Genomic DNA, 24,018 nt, shown 5'->3' with positions numbered 1-24,018 from the left:
AAGATGGTGCCTGTCGCATCATCTTTTTTACTCGATAAATATTGGCGGCTGCTTGTATTCCTGCCTGATCAAATCACTTTTAAATTGATTAGGGATTCCTAGAGAATAAACACGTGCTGCTTTTACATCAAATATAATTTCTTTTTCCTTAAAGGACGATAGTTTAGAAACGAGGGGAAGGCTGAAATCCTTTTTTCTCATATTCAAGTATGCTTTTCCTATTGTTGTCATTCCTAATAGTCTTAAATAGGAGGCTTTTTCGATCTTTCCAGCCATTTCTGCCTTTTTTGTATTTGTCAAAATATGAACGCATAATCTTTGAAGCCTTGTCCATGTATAACGTTTCGTTTTTATTTTTTGCATAAATTCTTGAAAGTTATTGGAAACTAGAGCTGCGGCTAGTAATCTGTGCTCAAGTCCTTCCTCCACTTCGTAAATTTCTCTCAGTTCATCAGGACTGCTATGAATGAGCCGGAATTGAAGGAGGCTCCAATAATTTTCCCATTGGTGAAACACATGATAGTCGTGTAAATATTGTTGTAACAATTGTTTGGTTGGCTCTGGTACATATTGGTCAATTTCCGATTTACCATCTTCGTTTGAAAAAATGGCTTTTCGAATACTCGTTGCGCTTGCTATCGTTTCCGAAGAAAAATCTTCATCGTGATAGTCAGCGTTTTTGCGAGCGACCGTCAGTGGTCTAATTGGGCTTTTTTGCTGGTTGATTGCCTTTATGTATTGAAAGCCCAGGATATTATTTGGTTTTGCTAAATCCAAATATCGTTCCGAATCTGGTAATTGCCGAAATGAAAGAGATACGGCTTTAGGGTAACTGACACCTGTATCCATAAATCGTTTAATATGATGATCAAATCGTGTGTGCTGTTCTTCTAAAAAATCAATTGTTTGATAAAAGGCGGAAAGATCTCCGCTTTCGCTTCCAAAGCATAATGAATCGCAGCCAGCTGCATCTAGAATCGAGACGGCCCCATTGGCAAAGGTTTCTGCCTTTTGTACCGCGAAGCGGTAGGGAAGTTCAAAAACAATATCTACACCATTTAATAGCGCCATCCTCGTGCGATACCATTTGGAAACAAGTGCAGGTTCCCCGCGCTGCAAAAAATTCCCACTCATGACTGCAATCACAACATCTGCCTTTGCTGCCTCCTTCGAAGCCTCCAAATGGTAGGCGTGTCCGTTATGAAAGGGGTTATATTCGACAATTAAGCCAACAGCTCTCATTCTTTATCTCCTTATGTAAAAATTATTATCATTATAGCAAAATTTTAAAGAAACCAATCAATTTTTATGATAAGATGTTGTAGATGTTTGCAAAAAGTGGTTCTGGATAAACTAGTAAAGGATAACGTTTGTTCAAATTTGCTTTTTAAAAAATCACCTGACGAGGTGTAAAGAAAAAACATTGACAAAAATTTTAACGAAGGCTATAATTACTTTTGTTGCCTTGGGGTGATTCAATTGAAATGGACATTAAGTCAATTACAAAAATATCGAAACAAGGATTTTTTGATTGATGAAACGATTCGGGTAGATGAGATTATCGAAATCGATCCATCCATTCGGGAAGTCTCTCCGATTCACATTACGGGTCGTGGAGATATTGATTCAACGAAAGTGACATTCCATTTAAAAATCGAAGGTCATTTAATTCTTCCTTGTTCTCGTACTTTAGTGGATGTTAAACTTCCAATTAATGTCGAAACAACTGAAACGTTCCTCTTACAAGGTTCAGTTTATGAAACTGAAGAGGAAGCGCATCAAGTAAAAGGGGACGTGATTGATGTAATGCCAATCATCCGCGAAATTCTTTTACTTGAGGTTCCGATGCAAGTGTTTTGCGAAGACGTCGATTCTGAAGGGGCTGCACCGCAATCCGGGAAGGATTGGGAAGTTGTTCATGAAGAAGATCAAGTGAAAAAGGTTGATCCGAGACTAGCAGGCCTTGCTAAGTTTTTTGACGAAAACAATTCTTCTTCGTAAATCTAATCGGCAAAAACTAAGAAGCAAAGTGAAGAACCAGTAACCCTGGCCTTCATTCCTTTCTTAATACTCTTTAAGGAGGTGGGAAGAATGGCTGTACCTTTTAGAAGAACTTCTAAAACTGCAAAGAGAAAACGTCGTACTCATTTTAAATTAAACGTACCTGGTATGGTAAGCTGCCCAAACTGTGGTGAAATGAAACTTGCTCACCGCGTATGTAAAGCTTGCGGAACATACAAAGGAAAAGACGTTGTAAACGACTAATTTCTGTTAGGATAGAAAGCACAAGGAGCTCATAATAGCCCTTGTGCTTTTGTCGTTTCCGTACATATTATTGGCATCTAAACTTTGACATTATTTCCGTGTGAAAGGATGAGTGAAATTGTCATATACCATAGAAAAACGGGAGAAGGGTTATGTGTTATTTACAATTAGACGAAGTGATAAAAGAAATGCTATTAATTATGAAGTGATGAACGGTTTAGAAGAGGCGATAAAAGAAGCTTCTGAAGCTGATAGTAAGGTGCTGATTATTACTGGAGAAGGAGACAAAGCCTTTTGTTCGGGAGGAGATTTATCCGTTTTTCATCTCCTTCACACAAAGGAGGAGGCCTACCCTATGCTTTCAAAAATGGCAGCCATTCTTTATTCGCTCCTTACGTTACCGATACCGACGATAGCGCTCATGAATGGGTCCTCAGTTGGGGGCGGTTGTGAACTTGCTGCAGCCTGTGATTTTCGTCTTGCACGAAATGGAATTAAAGCGGGCTTTGTCCAAGGGAAGCAGGCGATAACCACTGGCTGGGGCGGCGGGTCAATTCTTGCAGAAAAGCTCCCGGCAGCAAACGCAATGAAAATGCTAATGGATGCCGAACTGCAAACAGCAGAAGAATTAAAAGCATGCGGATTTATTGATGCTCTCTTCGAAAAAGATGCGCTAATGGCATGTGAAGCATATCTTGAAAAAATCTTAGCCAAGGATTTAAGGGTACTGGAGTCCTATAAAAGAATATGGATTAGAAAGTGGGAAGAAACGAAGCTGCGTGAAAGAATAGAGGAAGAGGTAAGAAATTGTGCATTGCTATGGGAAAGTGATGCCCATCATGATTATGTTAAAAGTTTTATAATGAAAAAACGGTGAATAAAGATTAAAAAGACAACTCTTGTTTGAGTCTATCTTTTCTAGTAGATGCATATGTATTATAAAAACACTAGGAGGGATGAACTGATGTCACCAACCCGACAAGATGCATGGTCCCAGGACGAAGATTTGCTGCTTGCTGAAGTGGTGCTCCGCTATATCCGCGAAGGCGGTACACAGCTTCAAGCTTTTGAGGAAGTAGGCAAACGGCTATCAAGAACCTCGGCGGCCTGTGGATTCCGTTGGAACTCATATGTTAGAAAGCAATATAAATCAGGAATTGAGCTTGCAAAAAAGCAGCGTAAAGAGATGAAAAAGCAAGCAATCCCAGTGGAAGCGGAGCCTTTTCACGAAGAGGATCAAGTGGAAACAATTTCATCGCCGCCTGGATGTGAGCAGGGCAGTACCATTACTTTCCCCGCAGTTCTTTATTTTTTAGAAGAACTTCAAAAGCGAGCCGAAAACTCATCTAGCTTTGAAGAGGATAGGAAGAAATCTTCGGAAAAAATCAAAGAGTTGGAGAAGAAAGCTTATTATTTGGCAGCGGAAAATGAAAGACTGGCGAAAAATTTAAAGGCAATCGAAGAGGATTACCGCTCTTTAATCGAAATTATGGAGCGAGCGCGGAAGATGGTTGTCCTCCAAGATGAGGACAGACAGCAAAAGGTAAAATTCCAAATGGACAAAAACGGTAATCTTGAAAGAGTGGAAAAATAGAAAAAAGCGGATACTTCCTTTGTCCGCTTTTTTCTTTGTTCCTATATTATTAATGCTGTGCTTCGACACCTTCTGGATACCAGACAAGAGGATTTTCTCCACGGTCACGCTCCATGTCATATTCTACATTAGCGAAATCCATCTTTTCCCAAAAGTCGCTTGACTTCACTCTTGGGTTTGTTTTAATTGGCAGGCCAAAGCTTTTCGCAAACTCAACAAGCTGTTTGCCATACCCCTTACCTTGATAATCTGGTAACACTTCAAGCTTCCATAATTCTAAATAGTTTTGCGGCGGATAGAAATAGCGGTCAAATTTAGCGTTAATTTGATATAAACTCATGCGTGCTACTAGTTTGTCCCCGAAATAAACTCCGTAAAACGGTGATTCACTATCATTATCCACCATATTTGCTTCAAGATCTTCAAGCATAGATAGCTCTTGAATCCCATATTCTTTAAATTTTTTAAACTCTTCCAGTGTTTTGAAATTTACTTTTAGTCTTTCCACTTTTACTCCCATAGCCATCCTCCTAAAATAAAAGCCCATATTTTTGTCTATATGCAATTGATTTTGAATTACATGATGTGCAAAATTTTTGCATTATTCTAAACGAATTAATATCATTATATAACAAAAACAAAAAAAATTCTTCCTATAAACTCTGACAGCGTTTTCAAAATTTGCAGGAAATTCGGGGAATGATGTAGAAACATATAAATGGTGGGTCAAAAGGGTATGAAAGGGGAAAAAATGTGCAAAAAATTTTAATTGCCAATCGAGGAGAAATTGCGCTGCGGATTATTAAAACTTGTCAGGAGATGGGAATTGAAACAATTGCGATTTATTCCGAAGCTGATAAGGAAATGCCGTTTGTGAAAGCGGCTTCTAAGGCGGTTTGTGTCGGGGAGCCGCCTGTCAATAAATCCTATTTGCAGGCAGAAAAAATTTTAGAAATCGCAAGAAGCGAAAATGCGGATGCCATCCATCCAGGATATGGCTTTTTATCTGAAAATGCCGCATTCGCAAAACAAACGATTGCGGATGGAATTATATTTATCGGACCAAATCCTAAAACCATCGAATTAATGGGTGATAAAATCGTTTCGCGCCAGACAATGGAGCAGGCGGGAGTACCAGTAGTGCCTGGAAGCGGCTCTGGGTTAAAGACGATTGAAGAAGCTTCGAGTCTTGCAGATTCAATCGGATATCCTGTCATGCTGAAGGCAAGCGGCGGCGGCGGCGGCATTGGAATGGTGCTTTGTGAAAATGAGCAAGCGCTCGTTAAGTCTTATGAATCGACAAAGTCGAGAGCAAAGACCTATTTCGGATCAGATGAAGTTTTTATTGAGAAATATATTGCAGATGCTAGACATGTTGAAGTTCAGGTATTCGGAGACAATCATGGAAATATCGTTCACCTGTTTGAGCGGGATTGTTCGATTCAAAGAAGACATCAAAAAGTTGTCGAAGAATCACCATCGCCATTTCTTTCGGAAACTGTAAGACAAAAAATGTTCGAAACGGCTGTAAGGGCAGCGCGTGCCGTTAATTATACAAATGCAGGTACGATTGAATTCATTGTCGATGAGGAAGAAAATTTTTATTTTTTAGAAATGAATACACGACTACAGGTGGAGCATCCCGTAACGGAAATGATTACGAATCTTGATTTAGTCAAATGGCAAATTCTTGTGGCTGGAAATGAGAAATTACCTTTGCTGCAATCAGAGATTGTCTCGTCGGGAAATGCGGTTGAGTTTCGTCTTTATGCCGAAGACCCTGTCCGTTTTTTACCATCACCAGGGAAAATCACTACGCTTAACTGGAATCAAAGCGGCAAAGTAAGGATTGATTCGGGATATGAGGAGGGGGGAACGGTTACCCCGTTTTATGACCCGATGATTGCCAAATGTATCGTTCATGGTCAAACACGGAAAGAAGCATTGGCAGCTGCAGAAAGTTTCTTTAAGGGTGTACAAATTGAAGGAATAAAAACAAATGCACCACTTTTTTTAAAGATTCTAGCCAATGACGACTTCCAAAACGGATTGTATACGACAAGCTTTTTAACAAAAAAATTAGTGAAATAAGAGGAGAGAGAGACATGAAAGAAATCACAGCATCTATGGCAGGAACAGTTTTGAATATTTTCACAGCAAACGGTAATCAAGTGAGTGTCGGTCAAGAAGTGTTAATGCTTGAATCAATGAAAATGGAAATTCCGATTGAAAGCACGACAGAAGGCGTTGTACTAGAAGTGAAGGTTACGATCGGTGATTTCGTCAATGAAGGTGACGTTCTAATTGTCCTAGAATAGCATTTTATCGAGGGGGAGCATTAATGGCAGCAACAAACATATTAACCGAGCAATTAAATGAAACTAGGAAAAAAATTGAGGCTGGCGGTCATCCAAAATATCATGTGAAAGCCAAGGAACAAAAAAAACTCTTTGTTCGTGACCGGCTTGCCTTATTGTTTGATGAAGGTAAATACGAAGAGGACGGTAAGTTTGCCAATTTTACTGCGGGTGACCTGCCGGCGGATGGTGTCGTAACCACCATTGGTAAAATTAATGGCCAGACAGTCTGTGTCATGGCGAATGATTCGACAATCAAGGCGGGGTCTTGGGGAGCTCGGACAGTTGAAAAGATTATCCGTATTCAGGAAACAGCAGAAAAATTGCAGGTTCCCTTATTCTATTTAGTCGATTCAGCCGGAGCAAGAATCACTGACCAATTAGAGATGTTCCCAAACCGCCGGGGTGCCGGGAAAATATTTCATAACCAAGTAAAGCTTTCCGGGATGATTCCGCAGGTTTGTATTTTATTTGGCCCTTCCGCAGCTGGAGGTGCATACATTCCAGCGTTTTGCGATATCGTCATCATGGTTGACCAAAATGCCTCGATGTACCTTGGCTCACCGCGGATGGCTGAAAAGGTAATCGGTGAAAAAGTTACGTTAGAGGAAATGGGCGGGGCCAGGATGCACTGTTCTGTAAGCGGTTGCGGTGATGTGCTTGCCTTCAGCGAGGAAGAAGCGATTGAGTCAGCGAAACAGTATATCCGCTTTTTTCCCGCCAGCTTTAAAGAAAGAACAAAAATAACGGCTGGCGTGAAAGCGAAAGAAGGCCGCGAACTAGAAGCAATCATTCCAGAAAACCAAAACGCTCCATTTGATATGTATGAATGTATTGATAGGCTGGTTGACGGTGCTAGTTTTTATGAAGTGAAAAGATTGTTTGCACCGGAATTAATTACCGGGCTGGCTAGAATCAATGGACGTGCTATTGGGATTATTGCCAATCAGCCAAAAGTCAAAGGCGGCGTTTTATTCGTTGATTCTGCTGATAAGGCAGCAAAATTCATTCAGCTCTGCGACGCGTTTCACATTCCATTATTATTCCTTGCGGATGTACCTGGCTTTATGATCGGAACAAAGGTAGAGCGTGCCGGAATTATTCGTCATGGGGCAAAATTAATCGCGGCCATGAGCTCGGCAACCGTACCGAAAATATCAGTAGTTGTTAGAAAGGCTTATGGGGCGGGTCTATATGCGATGGCAGGTCCGGCGTTTGAACCTGATTGCTGTATCGCGCTGCCAACGGCACAAATTGCCGTTATGGGGCCAGAAGCGGCTGTTAATGCAGTCTATTCAAATAAGATAAATGAAATTGAAGATCCGAAAGAAAGAATCGCCTTTGTTCAAGCGAAGCAAAAAGAGTATAAAGAACATATCGATATTTATAAGTTAGCATCTGACCTTATTGTTGATGAAATTGTTGCACCATCTGAATTGAGAGATGTGCTTATTCAGCGCTTTGCTTACTATGAAACGAAAGAATTAACCTTTAGTGTTCGCAAACATCCAGTTTATCCGGTATAGTCCAAAAATCCCTTATCGTTTTATTGACGATATGGGATTTTTTCATTAATCTCGTTTACAAGAAATCGCTATTATCTGATAAAATAGGTGGAAAGACGACTAAATGAGGGATTAAGGTGAAGATTGGAATAATTGGCGCCGGTTCAATTGGATTATTATTTGCTGCATATATTAGCAGAGTATTCGAGGTAACGATTTACACAAGAACAGTGGAGCAGGCCGCTGAGATAAATAAATGTGGAATCATACTGCAAAAAGGATCAGAACAAACGATATCGATCGTTAGCGCCTTACCAATTACAGAGTGGAAGGGAACAGAAGTTTTAACGATTATTGCGGTTAAACAATATCAGCTTCAATCGATAATTGAAAAAATAAATCATTTATCCATCATGCCTGAAAATCTTTTATTTCTACAGAATGGGATGGGTCATTTAAAGCTTCTTACTAATATTCAGGGAAAGAATATCTTTGTCGGGTCAGTCGAACATGGAGCATTAAAAGATAATTCGTATCGAGTAAACCATAACGGTGAAGGGAAAACTAACGTTGCTGTTTTCAATGGAGATGGCTTATTGTTGCAGCAATTTTCTACACGTCTTTCAGAGGAATTTCCGATTGCATTCCAAGAAGACTACTACGAGATGCTTGAAAATAAATTAATTGTCAATGCAGTCATTAATCCCTTGACTGCTATCCTAGAAGTGGAAAATGGGGAATTGGTAAACAATCCCTTTTATTTCAACGTATTAAAAAATCTTTTTAAAGAAATCTCTTTCATTTTGAATTTGGAAAAACAGGAGGAGCATCTTCAGCAAATTATTACTATTTGTAAAAATACAGCTGAAAATCGGTCTTCGATGTTAAAAGATATAGAAGCAAACAGACTGACGGAAATAGACGCTATTTTGGGATTTTTATTAGAAGAAGCTGCCAGACAGGAAAAGAGAGCTCCTCAACTAGAAACCCTTTATTATTTGATTAAAGGAAAAGAAGCAGAGAGGGGGCGGCTTTCGTGACTGCCATTTTCTCCTCTATATTAACTGTGGTTTTTACTCTGCCGTTTATCGGTTCTATTTTGGTATATTTACTGATAAAGTTAACGACCAAAAACAAACGAAAATCTATCCATAAAGCGTTAGACTATACAACCATTTTATATATCATTGCTGTTCACTTTTTAATTATCACGATATCGGGAAAATCGTTATCATGGTTAATAATATTATTTATGATATTAATTGCGATGGTGTTTGTTGTAGTTCATTGGAAGGTGAAGCAGGAAATAATTTTAATAAAAGTTGCCAAGGGTTTTTGGCGTTTTAATTTTATTATTTTTTTTCTTGCCTACATTACCTTAACCCTTTATGGTTTAATATATCGTGCCTTAACCTTTACCTTTGTATCTTAAGCATAAATTTTTTTAAAAATGGCGGCTAGTGGTATACTCGTAAAAGAATGAATTTGGATGATCAGAAAGGAAGTACATGAATGGAGATTTTTAATCTCTCTTTACCAGCAACTAATCGGTTTGCTTCGAGTTATTTGGAACAATCTGCTGATATCCAGCCTTTTTTTCATTATCGCTTTAATGATCGAAACGAAGATATGAAAAGAATAGCTGAATTAACTGGCAGACCATTTCCGCGCATGGAGGTTGCAGCCCATATTGAGGCTTTTATGAAGCGTTTTCCATCTTCAGAAGCTGTTGAGAGGTCTATTGAAAAATTAAAACAAAATAATAGCGTCGTTGTGATAGGAGGACAGCAAGCTGGAATCCTAACTGGACCGCTTTACTCGATACATAAAGTCATTTCGATAATTAAATTAGCAAAACAAAAAGAAAGACAGCTTGGGATTCCTGTTATTCCTGTTTTTTGGATAGCAGGAGAAGATCATGATTTCCAAGAAGTAAATCATCTGTTTGTGCCAATTGAGCAAAAGACAGACAAATGGATTTATCCAGAAAGAGTTACCCAAAAGAAAATGGTATCGGATATTCATTTAAATAAAGATCTCTGTTATTCATGGGTGAAAAACTTAATTGAAAACTTTGGAGAGACGGAACATACAAACGATTTATTAGCATTTGCCGAAGCAGAGCTTGTAAAATCGTCAACCTTCGTCGATTTTTTTGCGCATATTATCATGGAATTGTTTAAGGATTATGGGCTTTTAATCGTTGATTCTGGAAACAGGGAATTCCGCCAGCTACAAAAGGAATTCTTAACTGCACAAATTGCTCACCATGATTCGATCACCTACTCGTTATTAGAACAGCAAAAGCAAATAGCGAAAAAGGGATTTCCCATTACAATTGATGCAAGTGAACAAGCAGCAAATCTGTTCTACTATGACGAAAAAAGAAATGAGCGGATTTTACTTGAATATGATCGCAAAATTGATTGTTTTGTGGGTAAAAGTGGTGCTATTTCCTTTTCGAAGGATGAATTACTGGGACTGGTCGCTCAAAATCCTGCAAATTTAAGCAATAATGTGGTGACGAGGCCGCTCATGCAAGAATGGCTATTTCCAACCATCGCTTTTATTGCCGGTCCTGGTGAGATTTCATATTGGGCGGAGCTGAAACTTGTTTTTGAACATTTTAAGATATGTATGCCGCCAATAGTTCCGCGTTTAAATATTACCTTCCTAGACCGTTCTGTTGAAACAGATATTTCGGAGTTACATTTGAATTTAGCGGATGTATTAATCAGGGGGACGGAAAGAGAAAGAGCAAAATTTCTAGAAACAATTAAAGACAAAGAATTAGAAGAATTATTTTCAAGGACAAAAGATCAGTTAATAAAGCAGTATCAGCTGATTGAAGCCAAAACAGAGGAACTGAACCAAGCGCTGTTGCCGATGTTAAAGAAAAACGAAAATTATCTGCTGAAGGAAATCAGTTTCATGGAAGCTAAGCTTGAAGGCGCCGTTAAACTGAAACATGATACCCAATTAATGAAATATGCCCGGGTCGATCTCGCATTAAGACCAGATGGTTTTCCTCAAGAAAGGGTTTGGAATATCTTTTCCTATTTAAATCAATATGGCCTTAACTTTATTAACGACATAATGGCACTTTCTTTTGAATTTGATGGAAGCCACAAGGTAATTGCTATTTAGAAAAACTCCACTAAAAAAAGTGGAGTTTTTTTTTGGAAAAATCCCCTGTGGAAAAAGGATTTTAAACAATTTGGGGCGAATAGTTTAAAAATAGGTGGTGGAAAGTGGGGGAATGTGGTACATTTTTAATAGAAAGTGGGGGTAATGGGTATGTTCATGGGTGAATACCATCACAGCATTGATAATAAAGGCAGACTTATCGTGCCCTCCAAATTCCGTGAAGAGCTTGGCGAGATGTTTATTATTACGCGCGGATTGGATCAATGTTTATTTGGTTACCCAGTTTCAGAGTGGGGGCTTATCGAAGAAAAGTTAAAAGGCCTACCGCTGACAAAAAAAGATGCCCGAGCTTTTACCAGATTCTTCTTTTCAGGAGCAACAGAGAGTGAACTTGATAAGCAAGGAAGAATTAATATCCCCGCACCACTATTGCAATATGCAAAGTTGGATAAAGAATGTGTCATTTTGGGTGTGTCCAATCGAATTGAAATTTGGAGTAAACAGATTTGGGAAGACTATTTTTCACAGTCTGAAGAATCTTTTGCAGAAATTGCAGAAAATATGATTGGCTTTGATATATAATGGGAAAGTTATATTAATATATTTTCTCATTATGATCGTTCGATTGGAAAAGGAAGGTACTTAAATGTTTGAACATACAACTGTGTTATTAAAGGAAGCTGTTGACGGATTAAATATTAAGTCGGATGGTATTTACGTTGATTGTACGTTGGGAGGAGCCGGACATAGTGCTCTCATCCTTTCAAAGCTTGGTACGGACGGAAAATTGTTTGCATTTGACCAGGACGAAACAGCTATAGCCCATGCTAAAGAGAGATTATCCGAATACGGAGATCGGTTAATCATTATTAAAAATAATTTCTTATATTTACAAGAAGAACTTGCGAATCGCGGGATTGAAAAAGTGGATGGTGTCCTTTATGACTTAGGAGTGTCCTCACCGCAATTGGATACCCCGGAACGAGGATTTAGCTACCATCATGATGCCCCGCTCGATATGAGAATGGACAATGAAGCAGAGGTTTCGGCTTATGATGTCATTAATCATTGGTCATATGAGGATTTAGTCCGAATCTTTTATCGCTATGGCGAGGAGAAATTCTCCAAGCAAATTGCCCGAAAAATAGAATCAGCCCGAGAGAAAAAGCCGATTCAAACAACAGCTGAATTAGTTGAAATTATTAAAGATGCAATCCCTGCGCCTGCGAGGAGAAAGGGCGGACATCCCGCCAAACGAATTTTTCAAGCGGTCAGAATTGCAGTCAATGATGAATTAGCTGTGTTTGAACAATCATTAAATCAAGCGATAGAATTGCTAAACCCAGAAGGTCGCATAAGTGTAATCACGTTTCACTCGTTAGAGGATCGAATTTGTAAGGCTGCCTTTAAGAAAGCGAGCGAAACCCCTAATTTACTAAAGGGTTTACCAATCATTCCTGATGAATATAAACCCGTTTTAAAGCTAATATCACGAAAACCAATCGTTCCATCGGAAGAAGAATTAGAGGCAAATAATCGTGCTCGCTCAGCTAAATTACGAGTTGCGGAAAAAAACAGATAAAATATCCGGAGGGGAAAGAATGAGTAATCTTGCCAGGAATTTAGAACGACAACAGCAAGTCGAACACAAAGTCGAAAAACAGAGTCAATTAAAGATTAAAAAATCCTGGCTAACTCCAGGAGAAAAAATTATCGGTATTGCATTTGCCGGTTTGGTTTGTTTTGGTTCCGTCCATCTCATTTCAAATCAAGCAAATATTTACAAGATTAACACCGAAATACAAACGATCGAAGCACAGGTAAATGAACAGCAGAAAGTAAACAGTGATTTGCAGGTTCAGGTACGCGAAATGAGCACTTATGAACGGATCCGCGATAAGGCAAAAAAAATGGGTCTAGAGCTAAATAATGATAATGTTAAGGTCGTGCAGGAGAAATGAACAAGAAACAGCCATATATGAATGCAGGAGCAGCGATATTGTTTGTAATATTCGGCCTGCTCTTTTTTGTATTATTGTACAGATTCTACTCGATTCAAATCACCGGAGAAGTGGGCGGCCAACCGCTTACTGCTAAAGCACAGCAGAAATACAGCAAGGAGGGTTTGATTCAAGCTGCCAGGGGGGACATCCTTGACAGAAATGGTGAGGTTGTCGCTGAGGATGCGACCGCTTATACCCTTGTTGCCATTCTCGATAAGAAAATGACGACGAATTCAAAAAAACCAAAACACGTGAAAGACCCAAGCAAGACGGCGAAACAACTCTCACAAATCATTGAAATGGATGAATCGGAGATTTATAGAGTTTTAACGGCAGGAATCAAAAAAGGCAGATTTCAGGTTGAGTTTGGAAAAGCGGGAAAAGATATCAGCCATCAAACAAAGAAAAAAATTGAAGCCTTAGGGCTTCCTGGAATTACGTTTATCCGAGATTCAAAACGTTTCTATCCAAATGGAATTTTTGCTTCCCATTTAGTGGGGTATAAAGAAAGTATTAAACAGGATGATGGCACCTATAAAACAGTAAGCATGGGAATCGAAAAAGAGATGGATGATGAACTGACAGGGAAAAATGGCAAAATCAATTATGAGAGTGATTTGTGGGGCTATTTACTTCCTGATGGACAAGAAAAGATTACTCCTGCGAAAAATGGAAACGATATTTATTTAACCGTCGACAAGAAGATTCAAACCTTTTTAGAAGATGCCATGGATCAAGCAGTAAAGCAATATAAACCGAAAAAAATAATTGCGATTGTGGCGGATCCAAAAACAGGACAAATATTAGCAATGGGGCAGCGGCCGACGTTTCATCCGAAGACAAAAGAAGGTATTGATAAAAGCTGGCATAATGAAGCGATTGAAACCTCGTATGAACCAGGGTCGACGATGAAAATCTTTACCCTTGCAGCCGCCATCCAGGAAAACAAGTTTGATCCAAATGAAACTTATCAATCCGGTTCCTATCGGGTGACACCAAAAGACCAACCGATTCATGACCATAATGTTTCAGGGTGGGGACCAATCACCTATCTCGAAGGTGTACAGCGTTCTTCCAATGTCGCATTTGCCAAAATTGCGAAAGAGAAGTTAGGGTTTGATAAATTCAGAGAGTATTTATCCAAATTCGGTTTTGATAAACCGACAGGGATTGAACTTCCAGGAGAGACATCAGGAAAAATTCAATACAAGTATCCAATTGAAAAAATCACCACTGCCTATGGACAGGGAACAGCCATTACGGCGATTCAGCAGATCCAAGCGGCAACAGCGATTGCAAATGATGGAAAAATGTTAAAGCCGCATGTAGTCGAAAAAATTGTTAATCATGATACTGGCAAAACAATTAAGGAAATAACACCTGAAGTCGTTTCGACACCGATTTCTGCTGCAACAGCTAGCAAAGTTCGGGATATTCTTGAAACGGTTGTGACTTCACCTAAAGGTACAGGCGGCCGTTACCAAATTGATGGTTACAGTGTAGCAGGGAAAACGGGAACTGCTAATATTCCTGGACCAGGTGGAAGATACTTACAAGGTCCGAATAGTTACATGTTTTCCTTTTTAGGTATGGCCCCGAAGGATAACCCTAAGTTAATTGTTTATGTAGCAGTTCAAGAACCGCAATTGAAAGGGGAAGAAACGGGTCAAGGAGCAATTCCGGTTTCAGCGATTTTTAATCCTGTTATGCAAAATAGCCTGCATTATTTAAATATCCAGCCATCCACGGTAATAAAGGCTGCCGTTAAAAAATTACCAAATCTAAAGGGACAGTCAGTGGAGGAAGCGGTCAAAAGTCTTAATACAGACGGCTATGACACCGTGGTCCTTGGCAGTGGAACAAAAATAGCCGGGCAGCTCCCAGAGGCTGGAACAGCTGTTTTAGAGGGTGAAAAGGTCATCATTCAAACCGATGGTGATTTGATTGCACCAGATATGACAGGATGGTCACTCCGTGATGTGATGAAAATAGCTAATCTCGCCGGACTTAAGCTCAATTCCAAGGGGAAAGGCTATGTTGTCCAGCAAAATCTAAAACCAAAAGCATTGTTGCGCGACGGGGATATCCTGATTGTGGATTTAAAAACTCCTGAAGAACAGTGGGAGGAAGCAAAAAAAGCAAACATAGATGAAAAAGGAAAGACAGAGGAAAACTCGGAAGATAAGGTTCAAGATTAACCGTAGATCCCGCTTAATAAAGCGGGATCTTTGCGTGTTTTTGACCCAGAGGCTCCGTTCTAATTAAAAAAGTACAAGCATATAAATGAACGATAATGTTTTCTGAATGCTGGAAAAAGGAGGATTATTCATTATATGCGTGTATCTAATGTTACTGTCCGTAAACGGCTAATGATTGCACTATTCATTGGTATTTTAACCTTCTTGGTTATTGATGTCCGGCTTGGCTATGTACAATTTGTCCTGGGTGATATGTTAACGGACCGGGCCAAGGATTCTTGGAGCAGGAACATCCCTTTTGAACCTGAGCGCGGCGAAATTGTCGACCGTAACGGTGTAGCATTGGCAACAAATGTTAGTGCTCCAACAGTTTATGTTATTCCAAGACAGGTTAAGGACCCGGCAACTACTGCTGAGAAGCTGGCAGCTGTGTTAAATATGCCAAAAGATAAAGCCTACCGAGAAATAACGAAAAAAGCATCGTCAGTCCGGATAAAGGAAGGCAGAAAAATTTCTCATGAAAAAGCAAAAGAAATCAGAGCACTTGGTCTTGAAGGGGTCTATATTGGTGAAGATTCCAAGCGGCATTATCCGATGGGCAGTTATCTTTCCCATGTACTTGGATTTGCAGGTGTCGACAACCAGGGGTTAATGGGACTCGAGCAGTATTATGATAAAGAGTTAAGTGGTGAACGCGGGGCCGTTAAATTTTATGCCAATGCTAAAGGACAAAGAATGAATGAAATGGCTGACGACTATGAACATCCAATCAACGGGCTTAAGTTAAAACTGACCATTGATTCCAAAATTCAGACCGTTATTGAAAGAGAACTGGATATAGCCGCAGCAAAATATAATCCAGATGGAATTGTCGCAATTGCTATGAACCCAAACAACGGTGAAATATTGGGGATGTCAAGCAGGCCGACATTTGATCCAGCAAATTTCCGAAATGTTCCCCAAGAGGTTTATAATCGAAACCTGCCTGTCTGGTCAACCTATGAGCCTGGGTCAACTTTCAAAATCATTACTCTTGCGGCCGCACTTAATGAAGGCAAAGTGGACCTAGAAAAGGAGCATTTCCATGACTCTGGTTCCGTTCAGATAGCCGGAGCAAGGTTAAAATGCTGGAAAAGGGGCGGTCATGGCGATCAAACCTTTTTGGAGGTAGTCCAAAACTCATGTAACCCGGGGTTCGTCGAATTAGGTGAGCGCTTAGGAAAAGACAAGCTATTTAAATATATCAAGGATTTTGGATTTGGACAAAAGACAGGAATTGATTTGCAAGGGGAAGGAACGGGGATTTTATTTAATTTGAACCGGGTTGGTCCTGTTGAACAAGCAACCACAGCGTTTGGACAAGGTGTATCAGTCACGCCGATTCAGCAAGTAACGGCAGTAGCTGCAGCCATTAATGGCGGAATATTATACAAACCGTTTATTGCCAAAGAATTAATCGACCCGCTGACAAAAGAGGTCGTCATGCGAAACTCCCCTGTTGAAAAAAGAAGAGTCATTTCAGAGGCAACGTCCAAAGAAATCAGACATGCCCTTGAAAGTGTTGTTGCCCAAGGGACTGGTGGAAGGGCGTTTGTTGACGGTTATCGGGTGGGTGGAAAAACAGGAACAGCACAAAAAGCGCAGGGCGGAAGATATTTAGAAAATAACTTCATCGTTTCTTTTATTGGTTTTGCCCCTGCTGATGATCCGCAAATTGTTGTCTATGTGGCCGTTGATAATCCAAAAGGAGTTACTGCCTTCGGGGGTACGATTAGCGCGCCAATCGTTGGAAATATTATGAAAGATAGTCTAACTGCGATGGGTGTAGAACCGCGCAAAGAGCAAATTGAAAAAAAAATAAAATGGCCGGATACTCCATTAATAAAGCTGCCTGATTTCGAGGGGTTATCCAAAGATGAGCTCCAAGAACAAATTATTAATCTAAGAATTGATGCCAGCGGCGAAGGCGATATTGTGGTGAGGCAATCACCTGAAGCAGGTACCAAAGTAAAAGAAGGCTCTAAGATTTGGCTTTATTTCGGTAAAGGCGATTAACGTGAATTGGATGAAATATTATCGAAAGGGCGGCTGGAATCGTTTCCGCCGCCGATTTTATTATTTATCATGCATAACTAAATAGCAAAATAAAAAGATTTAATGTAAAATAAGATGGAACTTTTGCATAGAGTTGACTTTGAGAAAGGTCTTGAGAGGATTTGAGTTGAAATGAAGCTGCAAGAGCTGCTAAAGTCTTTGCATCCTATCGTCCCTTTTAAGGGAGAGAACCCGGTTATTACATCGATTGAAAATGATAATCGCAAGGTGCAAAAAGGGAGCTTATTTATTTGTATTAAAGGTTACACAGTGGACGGTCATGATTTTGCGGAATCGGCTGTTGAAAAAGGGGCTGCCGCGATCCTTGCAGAGCGCCCGTTATCATTAGAAGTACCTGTTGTCGTTGTTAAGGATACAACAAGAGCTATGGCAGTGCTCGCAGATACCTTTTACGAGCAGCCAACGAAAAAACTGCAGTTAATCGGCATCACCGGTACAAACGGAAAAACGACTACCAGTCATTTAATTGAAAAAATATTTGCTGATGCAGGAAAAAAAACTGGCCTGATTGGCACAATGTATACGAAAATTGCTGACAAGACATTAGAGACAAAAAACACAACACCAGAGAGTCTGACACTGCAAAAGACCTTTCGGCAAATGGTGGATGCAGGAGTTGTTTTAGCAGTCATGGAGGTTTCCTCGCATGCTCTTGACCAAGGCAGAGTCCATAGATGTGATTATGATGTGGCTGTATTTACCAACCTTACGCAGGATCATCTTGATTACCATAAGACGATGGCAGAATATCAGCGGGCCAAGAGCTTATTATTTGCCCAGCTAGGCAATTCCTATGAAAATGATAAACCAAAATTTGCTGTCATAAATGCTGATGACCCTGCTTCAGAGATGTTATCTAGATCAACGGCAGCAAATGTAATTACATATGGGATTGATGAAAAGGCGGATATTCAAGCAAAAAATATTCACATGACTCCTAAGGGGACTCGTTTTGAACTTTGGATTGAAGATGCAAGCTATCCAATCAACATACAGTTTCTTGGTAAATTCAGTGTTTATAATGTTTTAGCAAGTATTGCTGCCGCATTAGTATCCGGAATTGGAATCAATGAAATAATCCTTTCAATTGAGAGTGTGGAAGGGGTAGCCGGAAGGTTTGAGCTTGTAAACGCTGGCCAAGAATATATGGTAATTGTTGATTATGCCCATACACCAGACAGTCTGGAAAATGTGTTAAACACTATTCAGCATTTTGCGAAGAAAAGGGTCTTCGTTGTCGTAGGCTGCGGCGGCGACAGAGATAAAACGAAACGGCCTTTGATGGCTCAGATTGCCTGTAAGCTGGCAACAGATCCAATTTTCACTTCGGATAACCCAAGAAGTGAAGAACCAATCGCAATCTTAAAGGATATGGAGGCGGGGGTAGAAGGGGAACTCTACCAAGTCATTCCTGACCGTAAAGAGGCAATTGAATTGGCTGTTAGTCAGGCATCAGCGGGGGACGTTATTTTAATTGCCGGAAAAGGACATGAAACCTATCAAATAATCGGTAATGTTGTTCATGACTTTGATGATCGGCAGGTGGCAAGGGAAGCAATCGAGGTGAGATAGGGATGTATTTAGCTAGTAAAGACATGGCAGACTTGTTCAATGATCAACGAGGTATTAACGACGGCTTTTCGTTTTATACCGTTACAGACAAAGCAAGTTTTTCGCAGCCTAAGGGTTTGTTTGTCCGATTAAACGAAGATTCAGGGGAACTTTTGGAAGCCATTGCTAATGGAGCTATCGCTGCCGTATGGGATGTTGAAGAAATGCTGCCGCAATATACACCAAATTATTTTCCGGTTTTTTTTACCAATGATTCAGCGGAAGCAATAAAAGAGATAATAAAATTATATAATGAAAAATTAGATGGAGAAACGATTCGTAAAATGGAGATAACTAACTTTAAATTTTCAAATAAAAAACTTCTTAATAAAAATAAACAAACATATGATATAGCTGTGATATTAGAAAAACTAACAAATAAAATGGCACTAAATAAGGATGGGAGGGGATAAAATGAAGGAGCAAGTTATTTTTTTCACAATTATTATGAGCTTTCTCATATCGGTCTTACTTTCTCCGATTTTTATTCCCTTCTTAAGAAGGTTGAAATTTGGACAAAGCATTCGGGAGGAAGGTCCTAAATCACATCAAAAAAAATCAGGAACTCCGACAATGGGCGGGGTAATGATTTTATTCTCAATCATTATTACGACACTTGTCATGATTGGGAAATACTCAGACCAAACAAAAGTTAACGTGTTCTTACTGCTATTTGTTACTTTTGGTTTCGGGTTACTTGGGTTCTTGGATGATTTTATCAAAGTGGTCTTAAAACGAAATTTAGGGCTAACATCAAAGCAAAAGTTTTTAGGTCAAATTATTATTTCGGTAATATTTTATTTAATCTTAAAACATACGGGGCAATCAACCGAAGTCAATCTTCCGTTTAGTGACTACTCGTTTGACCTAGGCTGGTCCTATGTGTTTCTAATTATATTCTGGCTGGTTGGATTCTCAAATGCAGTCAATTTGACTGACGGTCTTGACGGCTTGGTGTCAGGCACCGCAGCCATCGCATTCGGGGCATTTGCCGTTCTGGCATGGAATAAGGGCGACCTTGAAATTGCCGTTTTCTGTGTTGCTGTAGTTGGGGCAGTCTTGGGATTCTTGGTATTTAACGCACATCCTGCTAAGGTGTTCATGGGGGATACAGGGTCACTTGCGCTTGGCGGAGCACTCGCAGCCATCGCGATTTTAACAGATCTTGAACTACTGCTAATTATTATTGGTGGAGTATTTGTCATCGAAACGTTATCGGTTATCCTCCAGGTCGCATCCTTTAAGACGACTGGTAAACGGATTTTCCGAATGAGCCCTTTGCATCATCATTACGAATTAGTCGGCTGGTCGGAATGGAGAGTTGTCGTAACCTTTTGGAGCGTAGGATTAATTTTGGCAGTACTAGGAATCTATATTGAGGTGTGGTTGTAAGTGAAGCAGATTGATGTATATCGACATAAGAAAATCCTTGTTCTTGGGCTGGCAAAAAGCGGGGTAACCGCTGCAGCCCTTTTACATAAGCTAGGGGCATTTGTTACCGTTAATGATAAAAAACCTCTTTCGGAAAATCCCGAGGCACAGGGGTTATTAGAACAAGGGATTAAAGTGATTTGTGGAGATCATCCAATAGAGCTATTGGATGAGGGTTTTGAGCTGATTGTAAAGAATCCCGGCATCCCATATAATAATCCAATGATTGCCGGGGCGATTGAAAAGGGGATTCCTGTTATTACGGAAGTAGAGCTTGCTTATCAAATATCAGATGCACCTTTCATCGCAATTACAGGGACAAATGGAAAAACAACAACGACAACCCTCATTTTTGAAATGCTGAACCAGGGCAACAAACAGCCATTAATTGCTGGAAATATTGGGACAGTGGCTTCAGGCGTTGCACAAAAGGCAACGAAGGAAAATACGATTGTGATTGAATTATCGTCGTTTCAGCTTATGGGAATTGACACCTTTAAGCCTAGAATTGCTATTATCACAAACCTTTATGATGCCCATTTGGATTATCATGGAACTAGAAAAGAATACATTGAAGCAAAGTCGAATATAACGAAAATGCAAACTGAACTGGAATATTTAATCATTAATGCCGATCAGGAAGAAACACTTGAAATTGCCCGCCATTCCAAAGCGAAGATCATTCCCTTTTCTACAAAGAAACATCTGTCTGAAGGTGCGTTCATTAGCAATGGCTGGATTTGTTTTAATGATGAGAAGGTAATAGAGATTGAAAAAATAGCTTTGCCGGGAGTTCATAATCTCGAAAATATTTTATCCGCTATGGTAGCGGCCAAGCTTTCCGGTGTGGAAAATAGTGCGATTCAGGAAGTGCTGAAAACCTTTACTGGTGTAAAACATCGTTTGCAATATGTTACAGAAGTGAATGGCAGAAAATTTTATAACGACTCAAAAGCCACGAATAGTTTAGCAGCCATCAATGCCCTTGCAGCTTTTGAGGCACCAATTATTTTACTTGCTGGGGGCCTTGACCGCGGCAATGAATTTGATGAACTGCTTCCTTATTTAAAAAATGTTAAAGCGTTGGTTACATTTGGGCAGACGGCTCCAAAGATCGAGAGGGTTGGAAGCGAGGCTGGAATAAAAACAATCAAGCGTGTCGATAATGTTGACAAGGCAGTGCCCGAGGCTTATCGTCACTCTGAACCAGGGGACATCATATTATTATCGCCTGCTTGTGCAAGCTGGGATCAATATAAAACTTTTGAAGTCAGGGGAGACATTTTTATTGAAGCGGTGCATAAGCTTAAGTAAGGGCTTGTCCACACGAAAAGCTGCATCGCCTTGGCCAAGGGCGCTGCAGCTAGACAAACGAAAAGCGAAAGCGCCTTGAATAGGCTCTTACTTTGTCACCTATCGTGTTAAGCCCAAAACTCGCAGTTGAGGTGGATAGTGTGCCGACAAAGAGAACTACTCCTGATTTTATTTTAATGATTGTAACCTTCACGCTGCTGGCGATAGGGCTAATCATGGTTTACAGTGCAAGTGCGATTTGGGCTGAATATAAATTTCATGATTCCTTTTTCTTTGCAAAAAGGCAGATACTCTTTGCCGGGGTCGGTATTGCTGCCATGTTTTTTATTATGAATATCAACTACTGGACATGGAGAACCTGGTCGAAAACAATCATTATTGTTTGTTTTGTGTTGTTAATCCTTGTCTTAATTCCTGGAATTGGAAATGAAAGAAACGGATCTAGAAGCTGGATCGGGGTTGGTGCCTTTTCAATTCAGCCTTCAGAATTTATGAAGCTGGCGATGATTGCCTTTTTGGCAAAATTCCTATCTGAAAGGCAAAAGCTGATAACCTCGTTTAAAAAAGGGCTTGTCCCTTCTTTAGGGCTTGCATTTATTGCCTTTGCCATGATTATGCTCCAACCGGATTTAGGCACTGGAACGGTCATGATGGGTACATGTGTGGTAATGATTTTCATCGCAGGAGCACGGATTAGTCACTTTGCTTTCTTAGGGCTTCTGGGAGTTGCAGGATTTATAGGCTTAATAGCTTCCGCACCCTATCGAATAAAGCGGATTACCTCATTTTTAGATCCTTGGTCAGACCCGCTCGTTAGTGGATTTCAAATTATTCAATCGCTTTACGCCATCGGTCCTGGCGGATTATTTGGTCTTGGTCTTGGTCAAAGCAGACAAAAGTTTTTTTATTTGCCAGAACCGCAAACAGATTTTATCTTTGCGATTCTTTCTGAGGAATTAGGATTTATTGGTGGTTCGTTCATTTTACTCTTGTTTGCGCTATTGTTATGGCGCGGTATCCGTATCGCTCTTGGCGCTCCAGATTTATATGGAAGCTTTCTTGCGGTTGGGATTATCGCCATGGTGGCCATTCAAGTAATGATTAATATCGGCGTTGTAACAGGGCTTATGCCAGTAACCGGCATAACACTGCCATTTTTAAGCTATGGGGGCTCATCATTGACCTTAATGCTTATGGCTATCGGTGTTCTCCTTAATATTAGCCGGTATTCAAGATATTAAAAATGATACCCTGTTAACCGGCAGGGTTCTTTTTCGTCTTACGTTACATTTATATAACAATCTTTTTTCATTTGCTTTCTTTAATCTGTTTTTATAGTAAGATAGGTATGCACTCAGGTGTTAAATAGTTAATGAGGTGGAAAAATGAAAATAGTCGTAAGCGGCGGCGGGACTGGCGGGCATATTTATCCGGCACTCGCATTAATTAGGGAAATTCAAAAAGAGAATAAAGATGCAGAATTTCTATACATAGGTACAATTAATGGCTTAGAAAGTAAACTCGTTCCTAGGGAAAATATTGCTTTTAAATCGATACATATTACTGGATTCAAGAGAAAGCTGTCCTTTGAAAATATAAAAACGATTTTTCGATTTCTGAAAGGTGTAACAGATAGCAAAAAAATATTAAAAGAGTTTAATCCTGACATTGTCATTGGAACCGGCGGATATGTGTGCGGACCTGTAGTATATGCGGCAGCTAAACTACGAATTCCAACGATTATTCATGAACAAAATAGTGTACCCGGCTTGACGAATAAATTCTTAAGCCGTTATGTGAATAAAATTGCAATTTGCTTCGAAGAGGCCAAAAGTTATTTTCCAGGAGATAAGGTCGTTTTTACCGGAAATCCCCGAGCTTCTGAGGTAATTGGCAAGGATGGGATAAAAGGCCGGCTATCAGCAGGACTTAGTACCACAATGCCCGCTGTCCTAATCTTTGGAGGCAGCCGCGGCGCGAGACCAATCAATGAAGCGGTAGTAAAGGCGTTATCGGAATTGGCAGAAAAGCCTTATCAAGTTCTCTATATTACTGGCGATGTTCATTATGAAGCGGTCCAAAAGGAAGCAGAATTAATTGGAAGTCCGAAAAATGTTGTGATAAAACCGTTTATTCATAATATGCCGGAGGTTCTTGCTGGTATTGATTTAGTTGTTTCAAGAGCAGGTGCAACGACGCTTGCCGAAATAACCTCACTTGGCATTCCAAGCATTCTTGTCCCTAGTCCGTATGTTACCAATAATCATCAAGAGAAGAACGCACGATCCTTAAGTGACGAGGGTGCAGCAGAATTGCTTTTAGAAAAAGATTTAAATAGTAAAAGTCTGGTGAACTCTATTGATCAAATTCTTTTAAATGATGAAACTTTAAAGGAAATGAAAGGAAAGGCTAAAAAAATGGGCGTTCCAGATTCAGCAGAAAGGCTTTACTCCTTAATGAGACAGCTCGTTTAAGGAA

23 protein-coding genes are annotated in these 24,018 nt (G+C 40.0%); 21 read left to right on the top strand and 2 right to left on the bottom strand.

What is annotated here, in order from left to right:
* Window positions 1-27: 27 nt before the first annotated feature.
* Window positions 28-1,242 carry a nucleotidyltransferase gene (locus ACFVSW_RS02580; protein ID WP_387311810.1) on the bottom strand — a complete coding sequence of 405 codons (1,215 nt, stop codon included), beginning with the start codon at window positions 1,240-1,242 and terminating at the stop codon, window positions 28-30.
* 237 nt (window positions 1,243-1,479) lie between these two features.
* Between ACFVSW_RS02580 and ACFVSW_RS02575 the strand changes: the two genes are divergently transcribed.
* The 4 genes from ACFVSW_RS02575 to ACFVSW_RS02560 all read left to right on the top strand — a co-directional run bounded on the left by ACFVSW_RS02575 (window position 1,480) and on the right by ACFVSW_RS02560 (window position 3,859).
* Complete coding sequence (locus tag ACFVSW_RS02575; protein WP_387311807.1) at window positions 1,480-2,001, top strand: YceD family protein; 522 nt, start codon at window positions 1,480-1,482, stop codon at window positions 1,999-2,001.
* Window positions 2,002-2,091: 90 nt separating this feature from the next.
* The gene (gene rpmF / locus ACFVSW_RS02570) at window positions 2,092-2,265 is read left to right on the top strand and encodes a 50S ribosomal protein L32 (RefSeq protein WP_024029176.1); all 174 of its coding nucleotides are present in this window, start codon (window positions 2,092-2,094) and stop codon (window positions 2,263-2,265) included.
* A 118-nt stretch (window positions 2,266-2,383) separates the two neighbouring features.
* Window positions 2,384-3,142 (top strand): enoyl-CoA hydratase/isomerase family protein, encoded by a 759-nt coding sequence (locus ACFVSW_RS02565; protein WP_387311804.1) that lies wholly within the window; start codon window positions 2,384-2,386, stop codon window positions 3,140-3,142.
* Between the two features lie 87 nt (window positions 3,143-3,229).
* Window positions 3,230-3,859, top strand: coding sequence for an RsfA family transcriptional regulator (locus tag ACFVSW_RS02560; RefSeq protein WP_387311802.1), 630 nt, complete (start codon window positions 3,230-3,232; stop codon window positions 3,857-3,859).
* Window positions 3,860-3,908: 49 nt separating this feature from the next.
* Here ACFVSW_RS02560 and ACFVSW_RS02555 read toward each other — a convergent pair whose 3' ends face one another.
* A complete protein-coding gene (locus tag ACFVSW_RS02555) occupies window positions 3,909-4,379 on the bottom strand; it encodes an N-acetyltransferase (RefSeq protein WP_387311800.1) in 471 nt (156 codons plus the stop codon).
* A gap of 233 nt (window positions 4,380-4,612) precedes the next feature.
* On the opposite strand from ACFVSW_RS02555, the gene ACFVSW_RS02550 reads away from it, so the two are divergent.
* From ACFVSW_RS02550 to murG, 17 genes are all read left to right on the top strand, one after another.
* Window positions 4,613-5,950 (top strand): acetyl-CoA carboxylase biotin carboxylase subunit, encoded by a 1,338-nt coding sequence (locus tag ACFVSW_RS02550; RefSeq protein WP_387311799.1) that lies wholly within the window; start codon window positions 4,613-4,615, stop codon window positions 5,948-5,950.
* A 14-nt stretch (window positions 5,951-5,964) separates the two neighbouring features.
* Complete coding sequence (locus tag ACFVSW_RS02545; RefSeq protein ID WP_387311797.1) at window positions 5,965-6,177, top strand: biotin/lipoyl-containing protein; 213 nt, start codon at window positions 5,965-5,967, stop codon at window positions 6,175-6,177.
* 23 nt (window positions 6,178-6,200) lie between these two features.
* A complete protein-coding gene (locus ACFVSW_RS02540) occupies window positions 6,201-7,742 on the top strand; it encodes an acyl-CoA carboxylase subunit beta (protein ID WP_387311795.1) in 1,542 nt (513 codons plus the stop codon).
* Window positions 7,743-7,858: 116 nt separating this feature from the next.
* The gene (locus tag ACFVSW_RS02535) at window positions 7,859-8,761 is read left to right on the top strand and encodes a 2-dehydropantoate 2-reductase (protein ID WP_387311793.1); all 903 of its coding nucleotides are present in this window, start codon (window positions 7,859-7,861) and stop codon (window positions 8,759-8,761) included.
* Window positions 8,758-9,153 (top strand): DUF3397 domain-containing protein, encoded by a 396-nt coding sequence (locus tag ACFVSW_RS02530; RefSeq protein WP_387311791.1) that lies wholly within the window; start codon window positions 8,758-8,760, stop codon window positions 9,151-9,153. The genes ACFVSW_RS02535 and ACFVSW_RS02530 overlap by 4 nt, the downstream gene beginning before the upstream one ends.
* An 80-nt stretch (window positions 9,154-9,233) precedes the next feature.
* Window positions 9,234-10,868, top strand: coding sequence for a bacillithiol biosynthesis cysteine-adding enzyme BshC (gene bshC / locus ACFVSW_RS02525; RefSeq protein WP_387311789.1), 1,635 nt, complete (start codon window positions 9,234-9,236; stop codon window positions 10,866-10,868).
* A 150-nt stretch (window positions 10,869-11,018) separates the two neighbouring features.
* A complete protein-coding gene (mraZ, locus tag ACFVSW_RS02520) occupies window positions 11,019-11,450 on the top strand; it encodes a division/cell wall cluster transcriptional repressor MraZ (RefSeq protein WP_387311787.1) in 432 nt (143 codons plus the stop codon).
* 64 nt (window positions 11,451-11,514) lie between these two features.
* The gene (gene rsmH / locus ACFVSW_RS02515) at window positions 11,515-12,450 is read left to right on the top strand and encodes a 16S rRNA (cytosine(1402)-N(4))-methyltransferase RsmH (protein WP_387311786.1); all 936 of its coding nucleotides are present in this window, start codon (window positions 11,515-11,517) and stop codon (window positions 12,448-12,450) included.
* 19 nt (window positions 12,451-12,469) lie between these two features.
* Window positions 12,470-12,829, top strand: coding sequence for a cell division protein FtsL (gene ftsL / locus ACFVSW_RS02510; RefSeq protein WP_387311783.1), 360 nt, complete (start codon window positions 12,470-12,472; stop codon window positions 12,827-12,829).
* The gene (locus ACFVSW_RS02505) at window positions 12,826-15,069 is read left to right on the top strand and encodes a penicillin-binding protein (RefSeq protein ID WP_387311781.1); all 2,244 of its coding nucleotides are present in this window, start codon (window positions 12,826-12,828) and stop codon (window positions 15,067-15,069) included. Before ftsL ends, ACFVSW_RS02505 begins: the two co-directional genes overlap by 4 nt.
* A 135-nt stretch (window positions 15,070-15,204) precedes the next feature.
* Window positions 15,205-17,124, top strand: a complete 1,920-nt coding sequence (locus ACFVSW_RS02500; protein ID WP_387311779.1) for a stage V sporulation protein D — start codon at window positions 15,205-15,207, stop codon at window positions 17,122-17,124.
* A gap of 171 nt (window positions 17,125-17,295) precedes the next feature.
* Window positions 17,296-18,756: a UDP-N-acetylmuramoyl-L-alanyl-D-glutamate--2,6-diaminopimelate ligase gene (locus ACFVSW_RS02495; RefSeq protein WP_387311777.1), complete on the top strand. Its 1,461-nt coding sequence runs from the start codon at window positions 17,296-17,298 to the stop codon at window positions 18,754-18,756.
* A gap of 2 nt (window positions 18,757-18,758) precedes the next feature.
* Window positions 18,759-19,208 (top strand): hypothetical protein, encoded by a 450-nt coding sequence (locus tag ACFVSW_RS02490; protein ID WP_387311775.1) that lies wholly within the window; start codon window positions 18,759-18,761, stop codon window positions 19,206-19,208.
* A gap of 1 nt (window position 19,209) precedes the next feature.
* On the top strand, window positions 19,210-20,187 hold the full coding sequence (gene mraY, locus ACFVSW_RS02485) for a phospho-N-acetylmuramoyl-pentapeptide-transferase (RefSeq protein WP_387311773.1): 978 nt from the start codon (window positions 19,210-19,212) through the stop codon (window positions 20,185-20,187).
* Window positions 20,188-21,540, top strand: a complete 1,353-nt coding sequence (gene murD / locus ACFVSW_RS02480; protein ID WP_387311771.1) for a UDP-N-acetylmuramoyl-L-alanine--D-glutamate ligase — start codon at window positions 20,188-20,190, stop codon at window positions 21,538-21,540.
* Window positions 21,541-21,680: 140 nt separating this feature from the next.
* A complete protein-coding gene (spoVE, locus tag ACFVSW_RS02475) occupies window positions 21,681-22,781 on the top strand; it encodes a stage V sporulation protein E (RefSeq protein WP_024029195.1) in 1,101 nt (366 codons plus the stop codon).
* Between the two features lie 144 nt (window positions 22,782-22,925).
* Window positions 22,926-24,014 (top strand): undecaprenyldiphospho-muramoylpentapeptide beta-N-acetylglucosaminyltransferase, encoded by a 1,089-nt coding sequence (murG, locus tag ACFVSW_RS02470; protein ID WP_387311769.1) that lies wholly within the window; start codon window positions 22,926-22,928, stop codon window positions 24,012-24,014.
* Window positions 24,015-24,018: the final 4 nt, after the last annotated feature.

This window comes from Neobacillus sp. NPDC058068 (assembly GCF_042885335.1).
GTDB lineage: Bacteria > Bacillota > Bacilli > Bacillales > Cytobacillaceae > Neobacillus.
The sequence above is the reverse complement of the archived record's forward strand: the minus strand, read 5'-3'. Positions and strand labels throughout refer to the sequence as shown.